Origin of the sequence: Thermodesulfovibrio yellowstonii DSM 11347 (assembly GCF_000020985.1) — a bacterium.
Taxonomy (GTDB): Bacteria; Nitrospirota; Thermodesulfovibrionia; order Thermodesulfovibrionales; family Thermodesulfovibrionaceae; genus Thermodesulfovibrio; species Thermodesulfovibrio yellowstonii.
In genome coordinates, this window is record NC_011296.1 from 158,807 (window position 1) to 176,610 (window position 17,804).

18 protein-coding genes are annotated in these 17,804 nt (G+C 33.7%); 12 read left to right on the top strand and 6 right to left on the bottom strand.

All coding sequences use genetic code 11. The features are described from left to right. Positions 1 to 8: 8 nt before the first annotated feature. The 12 genes from THEYE_RS00755 to THEYE_RS00810 are packed head-to-tail and all read left to right on the top strand — an operon-like array spanning position 9 to position 9,701. Positions 9 to 530 (top strand): shikimate kinase, encoded by a 522-nt coding sequence (locus THEYE_RS00755; protein WP_012546210.1) that lies wholly within the window; start codon positions 9 to 11, stop codon positions 528 to 530. Beyond that, entirely contained in the window at positions 517 to 1,596 is a 1,080-nt protein-coding gene (gene aroB / locus THEYE_RS00760) for a 3-dehydroquinate synthase (RefSeq protein ID WP_012545319.1), read from the top strand. The genes THEYE_RS00755 and aroB overlap by 14 nt, the downstream gene beginning before the upstream one ends. Then, on the top strand, positions 1,589 to 2,278 hold the full coding sequence (locus THEYE_RS00765) for a response regulator (RefSeq protein ID WP_012546731.1): 690 nt from the start codon (positions 1,589 to 1,591) through the stop codon (positions 2,276 to 2,278). Before aroB ends, THEYE_RS00765 begins: the two co-directional genes overlap by 8 nt. A gap of 5 nt (positions 2,279 to 2,283) precedes the next feature. Then, positions 2,284 to 3,462 carry a sensor histidine kinase gene (locus tag THEYE_RS00770; RefSeq protein ID WP_012545208.1) on the top strand — a complete coding sequence of 393 codons (1,179 nt, stop codon included), beginning with the start codon at positions 2,284 to 2,286 and terminating at the stop codon, positions 3,460 to 3,462. A gap of 22 nt (positions 3,463 to 3,484) precedes the next feature. Then, positions 3,485 to 3,988, top strand: a complete 504-nt coding sequence (locus tag THEYE_RS00775; RefSeq protein WP_012546031.1) for a Fur family transcriptional regulator — start codon at positions 3,485 to 3,487, stop codon at positions 3,986 to 3,988. Positions 3,989 to 4,030: 42 nt separating this feature from the next. Further along, a complete protein-coding gene (locus THEYE_RS00780) occupies positions 4,031 to 4,447 on the top strand; it encodes a ferritin-like domain-containing protein (protein WP_012545069.1) in 417 nt (138 codons plus the stop codon). A 2-nt stretch (positions 4,448 to 4,449) separates the two neighbouring features. Next, positions 4,450 to 5,664 carry an FprA family A-type flavoprotein gene (locus THEYE_RS00785; protein ID WP_012546277.1) on the top strand — a complete coding sequence of 405 codons (1,215 nt, stop codon included), beginning with the start codon at positions 4,450 to 4,452 and terminating at the stop codon, positions 5,662 to 5,664. Between the two features lie 14 nt (positions 5,665 to 5,678). After that, positions 5,679 to 6,173 (top strand): rubrerythrin family protein, encoded by a 495-nt coding sequence (locus tag THEYE_RS00790; RefSeq protein WP_012545398.1) that lies wholly within the window; start codon positions 5,679 to 5,681, stop codon positions 6,171 to 6,173. Between the two features lie 43 nt (positions 6,174 to 6,216). Then, positions 6,217 to 6,789, top strand: a complete 573-nt coding sequence (locus THEYE_RS00795; RefSeq protein WP_012546460.1) for a flavodoxin family protein — start codon at positions 6,217 to 6,219, stop codon at positions 6,787 to 6,789. Further along, complete coding sequence (locus THEYE_RS00800) at positions 6,782 to 7,690, top strand: radical SAM/SPASM domain-containing protein (protein WP_012546276.1); 909 nt, start codon at positions 6,782 to 6,784, stop codon at positions 7,688 to 7,690. The genes THEYE_RS00795 and THEYE_RS00800 overlap by 8 nt, the downstream gene beginning before the upstream one ends. Positions 7,691 to 7,731: 41 nt before the next feature. Continuing rightward, positions 7,732 to 8,460, top strand: a complete 729-nt coding sequence (locus tag THEYE_RS00805) for an ATP-binding cassette domain-containing protein (RefSeq protein WP_164924879.1) — start codon at positions 7,732 to 7,734, stop codon at positions 8,458 to 8,460. Further along, a complete protein-coding gene (locus THEYE_RS00810; protein WP_012545826.1) occupies positions 8,451 to 9,701 on the top strand; it encodes a SufB/SufD family protein in 1,251 nt (416 codons plus the stop codon). Before THEYE_RS00805 ends, THEYE_RS00810 begins: the two co-directional genes overlap by 10 nt. A gap of 61 nt (positions 9,702 to 9,762) precedes the next feature. On the opposite strand, the gene THEYE_RS00815 is transcribed toward THEYE_RS00810, so the two are convergent. Genes THEYE_RS00815 through THEYE_RS00840 form a run of 6 tightly spaced genes read right to left on the bottom strand, consistent with a single transcriptional unit; the run spans position 9,763 to position 17,791 of the window. Beyond that, a complete protein-coding gene (locus THEYE_RS00815; RefSeq protein WP_012545685.1) occupies positions 9,763 to 11,220 on the bottom strand; it encodes a DegQ family serine endoprotease in 1,458 nt (485 codons plus the stop codon). 30 nt (positions 11,221 to 11,250) lie between these two features. Then, positions 11,251 to 11,895, bottom strand: coding sequence for a fructose-6-phosphate aldolase (gene fsa, locus THEYE_RS00820; protein ID WP_012544952.1), 645 nt, complete (start codon positions 11,893 to 11,895; stop codon positions 11,251 to 11,253). After that, positions 11,892 to 12,689: a YkgJ family cysteine cluster protein gene (locus tag THEYE_RS00825; protein WP_012546743.1), complete on the bottom strand. Its 798-nt coding sequence runs from the start codon at positions 12,687 to 12,689 to the stop codon at positions 11,892 to 11,894. Before THEYE_RS00825 ends, fsa begins: the two co-directional genes overlap by 4 nt. Further along, complete coding sequence (locus tag THEYE_RS00830) at positions 12,664 to 13,830, bottom strand: (Fe-S)-binding protein (RefSeq protein ID WP_012546512.1); 1,167 nt, start codon at positions 13,828 to 13,830, stop codon at positions 12,664 to 12,666. The genes THEYE_RS00825 and THEYE_RS00830 overlap by 26 nt, the downstream gene beginning before the upstream one ends. Before the next feature lie 2 nt (positions 13,831 to 13,832). Next, positions 13,833 to 15,377 (bottom strand): Rne/Rng family ribonuclease, encoded by a 1,545-nt coding sequence (locus THEYE_RS00835; RefSeq protein ID WP_012546353.1) that lies wholly within the window; start codon positions 15,375 to 15,377, stop codon positions 13,833 to 13,835. After that, positions 15,374 to 17,791, bottom strand: a complete 2,418-nt coding sequence (locus tag THEYE_RS00840) for a TIGR03960 family B12-binding radical SAM protein (protein WP_012545608.1) — start codon at positions 17,789 to 17,791, stop codon at positions 15,374 to 15,376. The genes THEYE_RS00835 and THEYE_RS00840 overlap by 4 nt, the downstream gene beginning before the upstream one ends. Positions 17,792 to 17,804: the final 13 nt, after the last annotated feature.

Here is a 17,804-nt window from a genome sequence, read left to right on the forward strand (position 1 = left end):
ATTTTAACATGAAAAACATAGTTCTTATAGGATTTATGGGTACAGGGAAAACCTCTGTTGGTAAACTCGTAGCAAAAAAGCTCGGCTTTGACTTTGTTGATGTTGATGAAGTTATTGAAAAAGCTACAGGAATGGAAATCTCTGAAATTTTTTCAAAATTTGGAGAGTCCCGTTTCAGAGACATAGAAGAAGAAATGATAAAACTGATAACCCCAAAAAAAAGGCAAGTTATTGCTACAGGAGGAGGTGTTGTTTTAAGAGATGAAAATATGAAGAGGCTTAAAAAAGATGGAGTAATTTTTTGCCTTAGAGCTTCGGAAAATGTTATTTTTGAAAGATTGAAACAGACAACAAATAGACCCCTTCTTCAGGTTGAAAATCCAGAAGAAAGAATAAAAGAACTTCTTCAGAAGAGAATGCCTCTTTATGAAAAAGCTGACTTTTGTATTGATACTGAAGGACTAACTCCTGAGGAAGTGGCTGAGAAAATAATTAAAGAATATGAGAGGTTAAGTAATGGAAAAACTTAGAGTTGAACTTGGGGAGCGTAGTTATGAAATTCTCATTGACAGAGGAAATCTCTCTCTTATTGGGGAAAGATTGCTCAGATTTTCAATAAGCAAGAAAATCGGTATCATAAGCAATCCTAAGGTTTCAGAGCTTTATGGGCAAAAAGTTATTTCTTCTTTACAAAAAGAAGGATTTGAACCTTTTGTAATTTTAATCCCTGATGGAGAGCATTACAAAGACTATTTCTGGGCGTATCATATTCTTACGCAACTTCTTGAATTTGGATTTGACAGGGGTTCTTTTCTTATTGCTCTTGGCGGAGGCGTAATTGGAGACATTACAGGCTTTGTTGCATCAATTTATATGCGCGGTATTTCATATATTCAGATTCCAACAACACTACTTGCTCAGGTTGACAGCTCTGTAGGCGGTAAAACAGCTGTTAATCATCCTCTCGGTAAAAACATGATTGGAACATTTTGGCAGCCATCCTTAGTATGGATTGATGTTGATACGTTGGAGAGTCTTCCTGAGAGAGAGTTTATTTCAGGACTCGCAGAAGTTATAAAATACGGAGTTATATGGGATAAAGAATTTTTTGAATTTCTTGAAATAAACAGGACAAAAATTTTAAAGAAAGATAAAGACATACTTATTTCAATAATTAAAAGAGCTTGTGAAATAAAGGCAGAGGTGGTCTCAAAAGATGAAAGGGAAAGCGCATTAAGAGCTATTCTGAATTATGGACATACAATTGGTCATGCAATTGAAACTTTGACAGGTTACAGTTCATATCTTCATGGAGAAGCAATATCAATTGGAATGGTTCATGAGGCGAAGTTATCCAGTATGCTTGGTTTTCTTGATAAGGAAGATTTTGAAAAAATTAGAAATATTTTGAAAGAGTTTGGACTTCCTGTAAATTTACCCATTAATATGGATTCATCAGCGATGTTGAAAACTATTTTGCTTGACAAAAAGAACATTGAAGGAAAAATCAGAATGGTTATCCCAGACAGTATTGGAAAAATGAAAATAAACTTTGAAATTTCAGGAGAAGATTTAAAAAAGGTTCTTAATGAGTAAGAAAATTCTAATTGTAGAAGATGAAAAGGAAATTGCAGAGTTAATAGCTTATAGCCTGAAAAAAGAAAAATATGATATCTCAATAGCATTAGACGGAGAAACAGCATTAAAAAAATTGAGAGAAACTGTTTATGACCTTGTTATTCTTGACCTGATGTTACCAGGAATTCAAGGGCTTGAGATATGTAAAATCATACGGAACAATTCAAATATGCAGAAGACAGGAATAATAATCGTGACTGCAAAGAGTGAAGAATTTGACAAAATCACAGGTCTTGAGACAGGAGCTGATGATTATATTACCAAGCCTTTCAGCCCAAGAGAGTTAATAGCAAGAGTTAAAGCTGTTATGAGAAGAACATTGCCGGCTGTTTCTAATAATCAGATTATCAAAATAAAAGATTTAATTATAGATAAGGAAAAATATTTAGTAACAGTAAAAGGACAACCCAAGAGACTTTCAGCAACTGAGTTTAAGCTTCTTTTGTATCTTGCAGAACGACCTAACAAAATTTTTAGCAGAGACCATCTTCTTGATGCTGTTTGGGGGCAGGATATTTATGTAGATCCAAGAACCGTGGATGTTCATATAAGAAGACTTCGTTTAAAAATTGAAGATTATCCAGATAATCCAGAGTATATAAAAACACTTCGCGGAATTGGATATTACATAGAGGGTTAATCTCAATGGAAATATCTATATTTATAATTCTTGTTTTAATTCTTGTAATTTTCATACTTATAGGCAAGATAAAAACTCTTTCCTTAAAAATACAGGATTTAAAAGCCCAGAAGCATTCTTATGATTTTTCAATAGTAAAGTCTCCTCAAAGTTTTGAAACAATTCTAAAATCAATAACAGAGGGACTTCTTATTATTGATCCCAAAGGATATATAATGCTTGCCAATCAAAGCTTTAAAGATATTTTAAAAATAGATGAACCTCCCGAAGGAAGACTGGTAATTGAGGTTATAAGGAACATAGATTTAATCAATCTTATAAGTTCATCTATAAGTAAAAAAGAGGATTTAGCAGAGGAGATTACACTCAAGAAAGCAGGAAAGGATATTTATCTTCTTGCTAAAGCAATGCCTGTAGTTGACTCAGAAGGAACAATTTCTTTTTTGATAATTCTTCTTCATGATATAACCCGTCTTAAACAACTTGAAAATGTAAGAAGAGATTTTGTTGCGAATGTTTCGCACGAACTTAAAACTCCTGTTACTGCTATAAAAGGTTATGCAGAAACTCTTCTTGATGGAGCTATTAATGACAAAGAAAATTCTAAAAAATTTATAGAAATTATTAAGAATCAAGCAGATAGGCTAAATGCGCTTGTAGAAGACCTTTTAACTCTTTCTCGGATAGAATTTGGCGATATAAAAATTGAAAAAGAAAATATTGTTCTGGATGAGCTTATAAGCTCTGTATTTCAAATACTAAAAGATAAAGCTCAAAAAAAAGGAGTTTTACTTCAAAAAGAGATTCCTCCAGAAACAGCTATCTATGCAGATCAATACAGAATGTCGCAGATAATGATAAATCTTGTAGATAACGCAATAAAGTTTACTGAGAAAGGTTTTGTAAAAGTCAGATTTTTCAAGGAAAACTCAAAAGGAGTTATTTCAGTTGAGGATACAGGAATTGGTATTCCAAAAGAGCATATTCATAGAATAGGAGAAAGATTTTACAGAGTTGATAAAGCTCGTTCAAGACAGCTTGGTGGAACAGGGCTTGGATTGGCTATAGTTAAACACCTTGTTTTAGCTCATGGCTGGCAACTTCAAATTGAGAGTGAAGTTGAGAAGGGAACAAAGGTAAAAATTGTCATTCCTGAAAAAGAGTTTGATTTGACAAATAAATAATTTTTTGTTTAAAATTATTCTAATGAAAATTAAATGGACACCTCAAAGACTTGCAATTTTGAAATATCTTGATGGAAATAAAGAACATCCATCAGCAGAAGATATTTATGCTGCTCTTTCTAAAGACTTTCCTACTATGTCTGTTGCAACAGTTTATAATGTTCTTGAATTTCTTAAGAAAACAGGAAAAATTAAAGAAATACATATTGATCCTGAAAAAAGAAGATTTGATCCAGACATTACTACCCATCATCATGCTATATGTGTAAAGTGTAAGAAAGTTTTTGATATTTTTTCTGATATTAAACTTCCAGAATTAAGCACCTATATACCAGATTTTCAAATTCTTGATGCTCGTTTAAAAATTTATGTTTTATGCCCTCAGTGCAAAAATAAGGAAGATTTAAGGCTTGGTTTTAAAGAATACAAATGCACAAATTGTGGCGCAATAAGAACAGCTAAACATAAACCCCAAAAATGTCCTTCCTGTGGAAGCAGAGGCTCCTTAGAAGAATTTAAACATTAAAAAATAGTAAACGTTTAAATAAACTAAAGCAGGAGGTGCCTCATGATAAGCAATGAGCTTATGAGTAAACTACAGAAAGCTGTAGCAAGAGAACTTCAGGTAAGCATTCAGTATATGTGGCAGCACGTTTTAGCAAAAGGAATTAAAGCAGAGCCAGTTGGTGCTTTATTGAAACAGTTTGCAATCAATGAGATGTTACATGCTGAAAAAATTGCTGAAAGAATATCCTTTTATGGAGGAATTCCCACTACACAGCCAGATCCAATCACTATTGGAAAAAATCTAACAGAAATGCTTAATCTTGATAAAAAAGCTGAGGAAGAAGCTGTTGCTCTTTATAAAGAAATTATAAAGCTTGCTGAGAAAGAGGAAGACTATGTAACAAGAAAGCTTTTTGAGCAGATTCTTGAAGAAGAGGAACTCCATCTTGATAAATTTAGTTCCCTTCTTGAGGAGTAACAATGAAGCCTGTAGAGTTAAAGAATGGAATTTACTGGGTAGGTGCTGTTGACTGGGCAATAAGGGATTTTCATGGTTATGAAACTCCTCGTGGTACAAGCTATAACAACTATCTTATAGTTGATGAAGAGCCAACTCTGCTTGATGCGGTCCATCTTGACTTTGTTCATATATCCATAGAAAACATTACAAGAATACTTGAGCCTCAAAAAATAAAAAATATTATCATAAACCACATTGAAAATGACCATGCCACAGGACTTGAAAAAATTCTTGAATATACTCCACAAGCCAATATTTATATAACAGAGAAAGGCAAAAAAGGACTGAGCAAGTTTATTGATCTTTCTAAATATAAAGTCAATACAGTCAAAACAGGAGACCATATAAAAATCGGTAAAAGAACCCTTCATTTTATTGAAACTCCGATGATGCACTGGCCAGATTCAATGTTTACCTATATCAAAGAAGAAAAAATTCTCATCAGTCAGGATGCTTTTGGACAGCACATTGCCTCTGTTGAGAGATTTGATGATGAATTTATAAATAATCGCTCAATGGATGAGCTTGAGGATTCGGTTATTGACTACTATGCCAATATCTTAATGCTCTATGGAAATGTTATTAAAGCAAAGATTGAAGAGATTAAAAAGTCCGGAGTTGAAATTGAAATGATTGCTCCTGACCATGGAGTTATTTGGCGCTCCCATATAGATAAAGTTATAAGTTTATATTCCGATATGGTGGAAGCAAAAGCAAAACTTGGCGCAGTAATTGTCTATGACACCATGTGGCACAGTACTGAACAGATGGTTTTCCCTATTGCAAAGGGACTTGAGGCTGAAGGTATCCCTGTTAAAATTATTAAACTTCGTAGTACTCCAAAAAGCGTAGCTATAAAAGAAATCTGGAAATACAGAGGAGTGATTGTAGGTTCACCTACTTTGAATAATAATATTTTCCCATCAGTAGCTGATTTTCTTACCTATCTTAAGGGGCTTAGACCAAAAAACAGACTCTTTTCTGCTTTTGGAAGCTATGGATGGTCAGGTGAGGCAGTAAAAGATATATTTGAATATGCAAAGGCAATGAAACTTGAGTTGTTTGAACCAGGCATAAGGGTTTTATACAAACCTTCAGAGGAGGAGCTAAATAAATGCTATGAATTTGGCATAGCCTTTGGCAAGGCTTTAAAGGAGTATCATGCAAAATTTTAAAAGGAGGCGCAATAATGGAAAAAACACTTAAAAATTTAATGGAAGCTTTTGCAGGAGAGTCTCAGGCAAACAGAAAATATCTTGCCTTTGCAAAGAAAGCTGAGGAAGAAGGTTATATAGGAATAGCAAAATTATTCAAAGCAGCTGCTGATGCAGAAACAGTTCACGCAATGAATCACTTTAAAGCAGCTGGTGGGATAAAGAGCACGAAGGAAAATCTTCAAGAAGCTATAAAAGGTGAGACATATGAATTTGAAAGCATGTATCCACCAATGCTTAAAGAAGCTGAAGCAGAAGGTCAGACACAGGCAAAAAGAAGCTTTTACTATGCCAATGAAGTGGAAAAGATACACGCCGAACTTTTTAAAAAAGCTCTTGAAAACATTGATAAAAAACTGGATACTGACTACTATGTCTGTCAGGTATGTGGGCATACAGTTGAAGGAGAACCTCCAGATAAGTGTCCTGTTTGCGGTTCTCCAAAGAAAATGTATAAAAAAATTGAATAAAAACCTTTACTCCCTCCTATTTGGAGGGAGCTTTTCCTAAAAAATGAAAATTCTTGCCATACTCGGCTCACCAAGAAAGGGAAATTCGGAAATTTTGCTTGAGGAAGCAATAAAACTCTGTAATGGAAAAAAACATGAACTGACCATTATAAAACCTTGCGAATTAAACATCTCTGGATGCACTGCCTGTGATGGATGCAGGGACACTGGACAATGTATACTCCGTGATGATATGGATAAAGTTTATCCTCTTTTGAGAGAAGCTCAAAGAATTATTATTGCCTCTCCCATATTTTTTTTTGGAGTCCCTGCCCAGCTTAAACTCCTTATTGATAGGTGTCAGAGCCTTTGGTATGAAAAATATATTTTAAAAAAAATCTTTCCGCAGCCTATTAAAAAAAAGGCACTTTTAATGCTTGTGGGAGGCATGAAAAAAGGAGAAATTGGTATAACCTGTGCTGAGGCAACTTTAAAGGCTTTTTTACGGACAATAGATGTTAGAGAGCATAAGACTCTGTCATATTTGGGTTATGATGAACCTGGAGCAATATTAAAGGATTTAGTAGCTTTAGAAAAAGTTAAATATGCTACAAAAGAACTTTTAAAAAATGATTGAATATGTCCAATTTTTCCCGACATTGAGATGTAATAAAAGTTGTGCATTCTGTTTTAGCCAGGGACTTTTCTATCATGATTTTCCTGAAGAAAGAATTGGAAGATTTATAGCTATTTTAAGGGAAAATAAAATAAATAGCCTTGATATTTTAGGTGGTGAACCCTTTCTATATAAATCTCTGAATAAGTTAGTAAAAAAGGCTATAGAAAAAGATATAGAGGTTACAATAAGCACAAACGGAACATTTATAAATGAGCTAAAAAATTTTCTCAAAACTTTTGACAAAGGAAGTGTCAAAGTAGGTGTATCAATCAATGAATCACCAGCGGAGGATTTACTGCAAATCATAAAAGATTGTAAACTTTGGATAAAGAGCGTAATAAGCAAAGAAAGCTTGCCTGATGTGAACCTTTTAGAATTTGCAAAAACATCTGGAATTAAATATTATTTTATCTACATGGATGCTCTGAAAGAAAGGGACTTAAAGAATTCCATGCCATTCTATGAATTCATGAATAAGATAAAGGAATATGAGAATTTATTTCCTCAAATTAAACCTGTATTTTGTAAAGGTTTTATTGGAGGTAACTCAAATTACCGATGTCCTGCAGGCACAGAGAAAATTACCATAATGTCTGATGGTTCTGTTTATCCCTGTTATCTTCTTGCAAGATTTGAAGAATATAAAATTGGAAACATCTTCAAAGATTCTCTTTCAGAGATTTTGTCATCACCCAAACTTGAAATTTTCAAAACTTACGATGGTAATATATGCCATAATAAAATATGTAATTATTATGAAGAATGCAGGAGTGGATGCATTGCCCATAGCATTATTCACTATGGAACACATAGAAAACCTGACCCAAGGTGTAATTTAAAAAAGGAGGAAAAAAGATGATACAAACCTTAAAAACCGATGGAGGAGTAAAAATGGGAGAGATGTTAAAAGTTAAAAACCTCCATGTATCTGTAGAAGGAAGAAAGGTTCTTGAGGATATTAATTTCTCTATGGATTATGGAGAGATAGCTGTGCTTTTTGGACCAAATGGAGCTGGAAAAACAACTTTTATAATGACTTTGATGGGTTTCCCAAAATATAAAATAGAAAAGGGTAAGATAATCTTTAAAGGTGTTGATGTAACACATATGGATGTATCTGAAAGAGCAAAACTCGGAATGGGCATATCCTTTCAAAGACCACCTGTGGTAAGAGGAGTGAGTCTGAAGAAACTTCTTAATATAGTTGGTAATGGTATAAAAGAAGAAGAAATTCTTCAGTATGCAGAAAAACTTAACCTTATCAGTCACTTAGACAGAGATGTAAATGATGGTTTTTCAGGTGGTGAGGTAAAAAGAGCAGAGTTGCTTCAACTTCTTATGCAAAAGCCTGAACTGGTTTTTATTGATGAACCTGAATCAGGCGTTGACCTTGAAAATATAGTATTAATCGGAGAGATAACAAATCAACTTCTTGGCAGAGGTCAGAGAATAAAGGACCCAAAGAAAAGTGCTATTATAATCACTCATACAGGCTATATACTTGATTATATAAATGCAGACAAAGGCTATATACTCTTAAATGGTAAACTTCAGTGTAGAGGTAATCCAAGAGATATTCTCTCAGAGATAAAGAAAAATGGTTACAGGAGGTGTTTCACATGCCAGTAAGCAAAAAATATATAAAACAAATTCAGGATAGAGCAAAAAAAGCATTAAATAAAACAGCTCTATATGGTGAAGATATTGATTTAAATCAGTTTCAAAAACATATTGAAAGAGGTAAAATTGAAAGCCTTGAACTTTTACCAGAACTTGCCAAAGAAGCAGCTTTAATGGCTGGAGTTGATGTAGAGGAAAAGGAACGCTCTGGAAGTTACGTGCAGATGGATCACTCAGTGGTTTATAAGAGATTAAGTAAGCTTTATGAAGGGAAAGTGGAACTTATGAGCACCAATGAAGCGGTAGAGGTCTATGATTGGCTTGAGGATTACTTCTGGAGGATTGTTCAGCCTGACACTGACAAATACACTGCTCAGGTAGCTCTAAATCCTACACATGGTTATTTTATAAGAATACTACCAGGGCAGAAGCTTGATTATCCTCTTCAGACTTGTTTAATGATTGCTGAAGGATATATAAGTCAGAATGTTCATAATATTGTAATAGTTGAAGAAGGAGCAGAGTTACACATAATCACAGGGTGTACGCTTTCAAAGGCAGATGCAGTAGGAATACATCTGGGCATATCAGAGTTTTATGTTAAAAAAGGTGGAAAGCTTTTCTTTACTATGATTCACAACTGGGCAGAAAACTTTTATGTCCGTCCAAGAACCTCAGTTATGGTTGAAGAAGATGGTGTATATGTAAATAACTATGCACTTCTTAAACCTGTTAAATCAATTCAATCTTTCCCCACTGTTTACCTTAAAGGTGATAGAGCCTCTGCAAGATTTAATACTGTTATTTATGGACTCAAAGATTCATACATAGACCTTGGTTCAAAAATAATTTTTGAGGGAAAGGACACAAAAGGTGAATCCTTAGCAAGAACCATAGCAGACCATAAAAGTGTAATTTATTCAAGGGGTGACTTAATAGCAAAAACACAGAATTACTGTATGGGAAGACTTGACTGTAGAGGAATTATATTTTCTAATGATGCTTCAATTTATGCAATTCCTCAACTTATTTCTCACGGAGCTGATAGAGCAGACCTTTCTCATGAAGCCTCTATTGGACCAATATCAGAAGAACAGGTTGAGTATCTTATGTCAAGGGGCATGACAAAGGATGAGGCAACAAGCCTTATTACAAGTGGATTTTTAAACCTTGACATACCTTTCTTGCCAGAAATCATAGATAAACATATTAAAGAGGTGGTGCAGATAACCTCAAAGGAGTCTCTGTAACTTTTTATGGAGGAAAAGAGTAGCCGAACGTCTTTTCCTCCATAAATCTTTACATATTCAATTATTGTCCGATATTAATCGTAATATATGATACTCTTCCCTGTCTATAAAACCAGACAATAGCCTCTGTTTTAGCTTTTTTGGCTACTCTTGCAAAATCTTTAGTATTATTAATTTTTTCATTGTTGATTTCTATAATTACATCGCCTCTTGTTAATAGTCCCTCAACAGGTGAACCTGGGTCAATGGATGTTATAACAACTCCATTAATTTTTTTAGGAATCTTTAACTGACTTCTTAGATTATTTGTTAAATTCTCAACATAAATACCTGACAGAACTGATTCTGACGCAGAAACCTTTTGTTCTGCTGGAAGTTCACCGATAGTAACAGGTATTGTATAATATTTGCCTGCTCTTATTATCTCAATATTTACTGTTTTTCCTGGAGGAGTGCTTACCACAAGATTTCTAAGATGAGCAGCGTCCTCAACTTCTTTTCCATCAAAGTTTATGATAATATCCTTCATCATAATTTTCGCTTTTTCTGCGGGGCTACCTTCCTGAACATCAGTTACAACCGCACCCTTTATTTCTTTAAGTTTTAATGCTTTTGCCATTTCAGTATCCAGGTCCTGAACTGTTACTCCAAGCCATCCGCGAATTACTTTCTTGTTTTTTATCAGGCTATCCATGACCACTTTTGCCATGTTACTTGGTATGGCAAATCCAATTCCTTGATATCCTCCAGTGGTGCTGAATATTGCAGTATTTATACCAACAAGCTCGCCCCTAACATTAACTAAGGGTCCACCAGAGTTTCCAGGATTAATTGCTGCATCTGTTTGAATAAAGTCTTCATAGTCGGATATTCCTACATTTGCTCTGCCTGTAGCACTTACAATTCCGCTTGTTACTGTAAGACTAAGTCCATAGGGATTTCCAATTGCTATTACTGTTTCACCAACTTTTAGCTTATCAGAGTCTCCCCATTTAATGGGACGTAATCCATTTGCTTTTATTTTTATTACTGCTATATCAGTTTTAGCATCATAACCAATTACTGTTCCATCAAAAACTTTTTTGTCATAAAGTTTTACTTTGATTTCATCCGCACCTTTTATCACATGATAGTTTGTGAGAATATAACCTGAAGAATCAACAATTACTCCTGAGCCAAGTGATGTTTGAGTATACTCTCTTTGTCTGTCAAATAGTTCGCCGAATTCATCATCAAAAAATCTTCTGAAAAAAGGGTCATTGAAAGGAAAAGGAATTCCGGGTCTTTTAATTTTTTTTGTAGTGTAAATATTCACTACAGATGGTCTCACAGCCTGAATAACTTCTGCCATAGCATTACCGATTTTTGATAAAATTTCCTGGGAGTCTTTAGAAATTTGATAATCCTCTGAAAATCCTTTGTTCTGAATATCAAACTTTGAGGCAATCACCAGTCCAATAGTAATACCTATAAGGAGAAAGAGAATAGCTGATAAAAAAACTTTTTTATTCTTTTTCATTTGCTTCTCCCTCCTGTTTGTTTGAATATATTATTTTTTCAATTTTTCCCAGTCTTTAAGAAATCTTTCAATGCCTATGTCTGTCAATGGATGTTTAATAAGCTGTTTTATTACAGAATAAGGAATGGTTGCAATGTCTGCACCGATTCTTGCTGCTTCAAGAACATGCAAAGGATTGCGGATACTTGCAACAATCACCTCTGTATCAAATCCATAGTTTTCAAAAATTATTTGAATATCCCTTACGAGTTCCATTCCAAAGTGGCTTATGTCATCAAGTCTACCAACAAAGGGACTTACATAGGTTGCACCTGCTTTTGCTGCAAGCAATGCCTGAGTTGGTGAAAATACAAGGGTTACATTTGTTTTTATTCCTTCCTGAGAAAGTTTTCTAACTGTTTTGAGTCCATCTTCAGTCATTGGAATTTTAATTACAATGTTTGAATGAATTTTGCTTAACTCAATAGACTCTTTTAACATATCTTCATATTTGAGAGATACTGCTTCAGCACTTACAGGACCATCAACTATCTGGCAGATTTCTTTAAGCAAGCTCACTGGCTCTTTACCTTCTTTTGCAAGCAAAGAAGGATTAGTTGTTACGCCATCAATTACTCCTACTTCCCATGCTTTCTTAATCTCATCAACATTGGCTGTGTCAATGAAAAATTTCATTCCTCTTCCTCCTGCATCACTTTGATTATAAAATTTTCGCCTTCTTTTTCAATTATTAATCCATAAAATGGAGTTATCTCAAATAGTGTCCTTCCAAAAAGCAAGGGTAAAACTTCCTCTGACAGGGATAATTTTTCTTTCATCCAATCTCTTAAAGATGAATCATATAAAATCATTTCTGCAATTTTATCAACGTTTTCTTCTTTTCCTTTTTTTAATTCATCAATTAAATCATTAAATTTGATGAGGGAGCAGTTTTCTTCATGTTTTTTTATTGCTTCCTTTATAAGCTCAATCCCGTCAAACAAATCAGTCCTTGTAAGTCTTCTTCTTTCAAGTCCAGTAATCGTAATATTCTGAGACCAGCATTCATATTGTCTACATACAGTAGGTCTATGCTCATAGATTGTGCATCCTTCTTGTGGGTCATAAAAAAGGCATGTAAAGCTTCCAAAAATTGGTCTTATCTTAATTAGTTCCATAGAAGAGTAATAAGTATCTCCGTCTATAGAAGAACGCATTTTTTCTCCTTCTCTTATTGTGTAGATCTCCTTTTCAGAAATAATTCCTTTTGTAAGAAGTCCAATATCATCTTTAAGAATTACTGGGGTGTCTCTTCTGCAACATTCTCCACATCGTTCGCATGCTGTTTTTGTTGAAAATTTCATTTTTTTAGGTTTTCCATCAGGTGTATAACCCTGAATGGTATGAGTATCTTTTGTTTCTGTTTTATTTGGTTTATAAACTGTTCCATCAGGTAAAACTATTTCAAAATTTGAAGAATTTTCTTCCATTTTTTTCTCCTTCCAATAAAATTTTATGGATTACTTCAGTATAATGGAGTATTTTTTTATCTCTCATTGCAATTTTAAACTGAATTATGCAATTTGGACAGGAACTAACTATCATGTCCGCTTTTTCATATTCTAAAACTTTTTTTTGTAGAATATCCATAGATTGTTTTTCAAATAAAAAAGAAAAAAGTCCTCCAAATCCGCAACATCCAGTTTTTTTCTGAATATCCGAGATGCCAAACTTCTGTAATAATTCCATTATTTTATCTGCATCTTTAGTATAGTTAGATGAGTGGCATGAAACATGAAAAAATATTTTATGTTCAAGAGAATTTTTAATAAACTCATTCAAGTTTCTTTGTGATTTATCAAATAAATCTGAAAGTTTTAAAAGAGAAATTCCTTCTCCTATAATTTCCTTGTAAACATCTTCAATAAAATGAGAGCAGGTAGGACATGGAGCGATTACTCCATCAATATTGAAGGATTTATAGATTTCAATGTTTTTTTGGGCGAGCTTTGCTGTTTCTTTTTTAAATCCTGCTGAAAGAAGAGGAGCTCCGCAACAGTGCTGTTTTGGAACAATAACTTCGTAGTTTAACCAATTTAGAATATAAATTAAAGAATTAGTTATTGATGGCAACAAATAGTTTGTTGAACACCCGGAGAAAATTGCTATTCTTCCTATGGGTTTTAATTTGCTATAAACCTGTAAACCTCCAGTCTGTTTTGGTTTAATATTTAAAGTTGAAAATTTATTTAAAAATGAAAATTTTTCATAATTTAAAAAAAGCTTTGAACGACTGAGATTCTGTAAGATTGAAAAGAATACTCCTGGATAAAATGAAAAATATTTGAATAAATACAGTGATAGGTTTTTCTTCATTTTCGCTCTTGTTTTATATATAAGAGTGCTTACATTTACATCCAGAGGGCATAAGCTTTCGCATGTTCCGCAGAGAAGGCAACTAAAAATCCTTTGTTTTAAAGGTTCTCCAGATATAATTTCCTTTTGTTTTTCAAGAGTTTTAATGAGCATTATTCTTCCTCTTGGAGAAAATGATTCATTAAGAAAAATCTGATAACTTGGACAAAGTTGTTTACATTTTCCACATTTATTGCATTCTGTAAAGAAATCCATTTCTATGAAATGTTTTTGTGAAGAGAGTAGTTTTCTTGATGTAGCATAGAATCTTTTTTTATTGTGATTCTTATTTTTTTTATATTTTCAATCTCTTCTATTGAGTCTCTTTCTTCATCTGTTAAAAGGTCAGCTACAGAAGGATTTGCAACTACAGTCAATTCTGCTCCCTGAGGAACTGTCATAAATTTAAGTTTTCTCAAAATTTCATAGGCTACACTTCTTATGCTTTTTACTCTTCCTTTACCTTCACAGTATGGACAGCTATCACATAAAATGTGTTCAAGACTTTCTCGGGTTCTTTTTCTTGTCATCTGAACTATTCCGAGTTCTGTGATATTATAAATTGTTGTTTTTGCTCGGTCTTTTTTCATTACCTCGGTCATGGCATTTATAATTTTTTGTTTGTTTTCTTCTTTTTCCATATCTATAAAATCAATTAATATAATTCCTCCAAGATTTCTGAGTCTGATTTGATAGGCTATTTCTTTAACTGCTTCAAGGTTTGTTCTCAAGATAGTATCTTCAAGATTTTCTTTGCCAACAAATTTGCCTGTATTTACATCTATAACAGTCATTGCTTCTGTTTGGTCAATTACAATATATCCTCCAGATTTTAACCATACTTTACGCTCCAGAGCTCTATCAAGGTCAACTTCTATACCGAAAGCATCAAAAATTGGCTCTTCACCTTCATAGAGTTCTATTTTATCAGCAATTCTGGGAAAATAAACCTGTGCAAATTCTTTGAGTCTTTGCCATTCAATGTAACTGTCAATTATCATCCTGTCTACATTTTGACTCATAAAATCTCTCAGGCTTCTTAAAACAAGGTCAAACTCACTATGAATAAGAGAAGGTGCGTGGGTTTTATCTTTCTTTTTTTGAATATTGTCCCATAAAAGAAAAAGGAAATCAATATCTTTCTGAATTTCCTCCTCTGTAGCATCCTCACTCACTGTTCTCATAATTAAACCAAATCCTGGTGGCTTAATTTTTGCTGCAAGTTCTTTTAATTCTTTTCTCTTTTCTTCATCTTCTATTTTTCTTGACACACCAATATGTTCCATGCCTGGCATAAGAACAACATATCTTCCAGGTAGAGTTATTCTTGATGTAACCCTTGCTCCTTTTGTTCCCATTGGATCTTTTGCAACCTGAACAAGTATTTCCTGCCCTTCCTGAACAAGCTCTTCTATAGAAATATCTTTAAAGTCAAGTTTAATTTCTTCAGGTTTGCGACTTTTTGAAAGTTCCTCAAATTTTGGGATAATCTCTGTTTCTTCGTCTCCTTCCAGAAATGGATAAAGTTCTTTAATTCCACCCTTTATATCATCTACATAAAGAAAAGCAGCTTTATCCAGTCCTATGTCAACAAAACAAGCCTGCATACCTTTTAAAACCTTAACGACTTTTCCTTTATAGATATTTCCTACATAGCTTGAATCTCCTTTTCTTTCAATATAAAATTCAACAACCTGTCCTCCCTCAAGTAGGGCAACACGGCACTCCTGTCTTGTTACATTAATTAAAAGTTCATTGCTCAAGGTTCTACTAAGCCTCCTTTATAGCCATACATTTGTATTCTTTTAATATTCAACTCCTTTGCTGAGATGCCTGTAAGAGCTTCAACAATCTCAGTTATTCTTGCCTTAGCTTCACTATCTTTAACTATTATACATAGTTCATCATCATAAATCTGAATTTCCTCAATGAAATCTTTAAGCATATAAGTCTTTTCATTTCTTCTTATTTCTTTATTTTCCATATCCTTAATTTCAATCTTTAATGTCTTTGGATAATTTATTAGATATTTATATCTTTGCACAAAGGCATTCAAAGAAGGAGTTTGAGGGTCTATTACCTTAGCAGATATTATTCTTAAGCCCTCAGGAAAAACTTTGTTTAATCTCTCTAAGTATTCAGATTTGAAGTCTCCATAAATTTTTAGATCAAAATATTCTGCCTCACTTTCAATTCCAACAGGCAGAGAAGGGCAGAAAGATATTTCTGGCTTTGGATGAAATCCTTTTGAAAGCACAAAAGGAATTTTTGCCATTCTTAAGGCTCTTGTAAGGAGATTGCTCAGTTCAAGCTGAGAAAGATATTTCATTGCTCCCAACTTAGTGTGGCAGAATCGGACTATCGTGATTTTGTTTTCAGGAGAAATTTTTTGCTCAGATTCTGAATAATTAAAACTCTTTTCATATTTAATCTGAGGTTTTCCTTCTTTTAATTGGCAACTTAGTCCACAGGCTTCGCATGTAATTGTGCATTCATTGCTTTTTTGAGTTTTAAAAGCCCTTTCAAACTCTCTTACAAGAAACTCTCTTTTAACTCCTGTATCTATAAAATCCCACGGAAGAGACTGAAAAATTGGGTAATTTTTTGTTGCATAAGAAAACAGGTCAACTCCTGTCTGCTCCATTGCAGAGAGCCATCTCTGAAAATCAAAAAGATCTGTCCATGATGATAAAGCTTCTCCCTTTTGCCATGCCTCATATATGACTTCACCAACCTTTTCATCTCCTCGTGCAATTGCAGCTTCAAGAAGGCTCATATTTGGATTGTGCCCTTTATAGTGAATTCTACTTTTATGAAAAGCATTTCTTATGAAGTCAAGCTTTTTCTTTATTTCATCAAAGGGAATCTGTGCAAGCCACTGAAATGGAGTATGAGGCTTTGGAATAAATGGAGAGACAGTAACATTTATATCAACGAATTTTTTAGTATAAACTCTGGCTAATTTTATGATTTTTCTTGCTAAGGTAACAATTTCCTCAATATCTTCATCAGTCTCGGTGGGCAGCCCTATCATAAAATATAGTTTTATACCAAGCCAGCCCTCTTCAAAAAGGAGTGCGCAGGCTTTTTCAATGTCTTCATTGGAGATATTTTTGTTTATTACACATCTAAGCCTTTCTGTTGCAGCTTCTGGAGCAATAGTAAAGCCTGTTTTTCTTGTAAGTTTTATTTTCTGAAGCAGTTCTTTACTAACTTTGTCTGCCCTTATTGAAGGGAGCGAAATTGCAACTCCCTGATTGGAAAAATTTTTATTTAGAATATCTATTAACTCCATAAGATAGGGATAATGTCCGATGCTAAAAGAAAGAAGAGAAATCTCTTCATAGCCTGTGCATTCAACTGATTTTTTTGCGATTTCTAAAATTTTTTCAGGAGTTCTTATACGAAGGGGTCTGTAAATCATGCCAGCTTGGCAGAACCTGCATCCAGAGGGACATCCGCGGGAGACTTCAATGGATACTCTGTCATGGACTATCTTCATATAGGGCAGTATGGGCGATGTTGGGAATTCAGCATTATTTATATTTTTTATAAATCTTCTCCTTACAGTTTTTTTACCCATGTAGGGGACATAAAAACCTTCAATCTGACTTATTCTGTTGAGCAACTCTTCTTTTCTACCCTGAGAAATCTTCCATTCCCGATATAGATTAATTAGTTCAATAACTGCTTCTTCTCCTTCCCCAATTAAAAAAGCATCTATGAATTTAGACATAGGAAGCGGATTGGAAACACATGGACCTCCTGCAATTATAAGTGGCTGTTTTTCATTTAATCTTTCCTGCCAAAGTAAAGGAATTTGGGCAAGGCTGAGCATATTAAGCACAGATGGATAGGAAAGCTCATACTGAAGGCTAAATCCAACTATATCAAAATCTTTAAGAGGAGTTTTTGTCTCAAGGGAATAGAGAGGCAATCTTTTATTTTTCATATATTCCTGTAAATCAATCCAAGGCGAAAATACTCTTTCTGCATAAACATCGTGAATTTTATTGAGAATATGATAAAGAATTTTAAGACCAAGATGGGACATTCCTATTTCATAAATATCAGGAAAGCAGAGGGCAAATTTTATAAGATTTTTGTCTTCTTTTATTACAGAATTAATTTCTTTGTTAATGTATCTTGTTGGTTTTTCAAAATAGAGAAGATTCATACCTTAATTAAAA

Bases quoted from the DNA above. Each gene is read 5' to 3' on its own strand.
- THEYE_RS00755 (WP_012546210.1), top strand. From the start codon at position 9: ATGAAAAACATAGTTCTTATAGGATTTATGGGTACAGGGAAAACCTCT.
- aroB (WP_012545319.1), top strand. From the start codon at position 517: ATGGAAAAACTTAGAGTTGAACTTGGGGAGCGTAGTTATGAAATTCTC.
- THEYE_RS00765 (WP_012546731.1), top strand. From the start codon at position 1,589: ATGAGTAAGAAAATTCTAATTGTAGAAGATGAAAAGGAAATTGCAGAG.
- THEYE_RS00770 (WP_012545208.1), top strand. From the start codon at position 2,284: ATGGAAATATCTATATTTATAATTCTTGTTTTAATTCTTGTAATTTTC.
- THEYE_RS00775 (WP_012546031.1), top strand. From the start codon at position 3,485: ATGAAAATTAAATGGACACCTCAAAGACTTGCAATTTTGAAATATCTT.
- THEYE_RS00780 (WP_012545069.1), top strand. From the start codon at position 4,031: ATGATAAGCAATGAGCTTATGAGTAAACTACAGAAAGCTGTAGCAAGA.
- THEYE_RS00785 (WP_012546277.1), top strand. From the start codon at position 4,450: ATGAAGCCTGTAGAGTTAAAGAATGGAATTTACTGGGTAGGTGCTGTT.
- THEYE_RS00790 (WP_012545398.1), top strand. From the start codon at position 5,679: ATGGAAAAAACACTTAAAAATTTAATGGAAGCTTTTGCAGGAGAGTCT.
- THEYE_RS00795 (WP_012546460.1), top strand. From the start codon at position 6,217: ATGAAAATTCTTGCCATACTCGGCTCACCAAGAAAGGGAAATTCGGAA.
- THEYE_RS00800 (WP_012546276.1), top strand. From the start codon at position 6,782: ATGATTGAATATGTCCAATTTTTCCCGACATTGAGATGTAATAAAAGT.
- THEYE_RS00805 (WP_164924879.1), top strand. From the start codon at position 7,732: ATGTTAAAAGTTAAAAACCTCCATGTATCTGTAGAAGGAAGAAAGGTT.
- THEYE_RS00810 (WP_012545826.1), top strand. From the start codon at position 8,451: ATGCCAGTAAGCAAAAAATATATAAAACAAATTCAGGATAGAGCAAAA.
- THEYE_RS00815 (WP_012545685.1), bottom strand. From the start codon at position 11,220: ATGAAAAAGAATAAAAAAGTTTTTTTATCAGCTATTCTCTTTCTCCTT.
- fsa (WP_012544952.1), bottom strand. From the start codon at position 11,895: ATGAAATTTTTCATTGACACAGCCAATGTTGATGAGATTAAGAAAGCA.
- THEYE_RS00825 (WP_012546743.1), bottom strand. From the start codon at position 12,689: ATGGAAGAAAATTCTTCAAATTTTGAAATAGTTTTACCTGATGGAACA.
- THEYE_RS00830 (WP_012546512.1), bottom strand. From the start codon at position 13,830: ATGGATTTCTTTACAGAATGCAATAAATGTGGAAAATGTAAACAACTT.
- THEYE_RS00840 (WP_012545608.1), bottom strand. From the start codon at position 17,791: ATGAATCTTCTCTATTTTGAAAAACCAACAAGATACATTAACAAAGAA.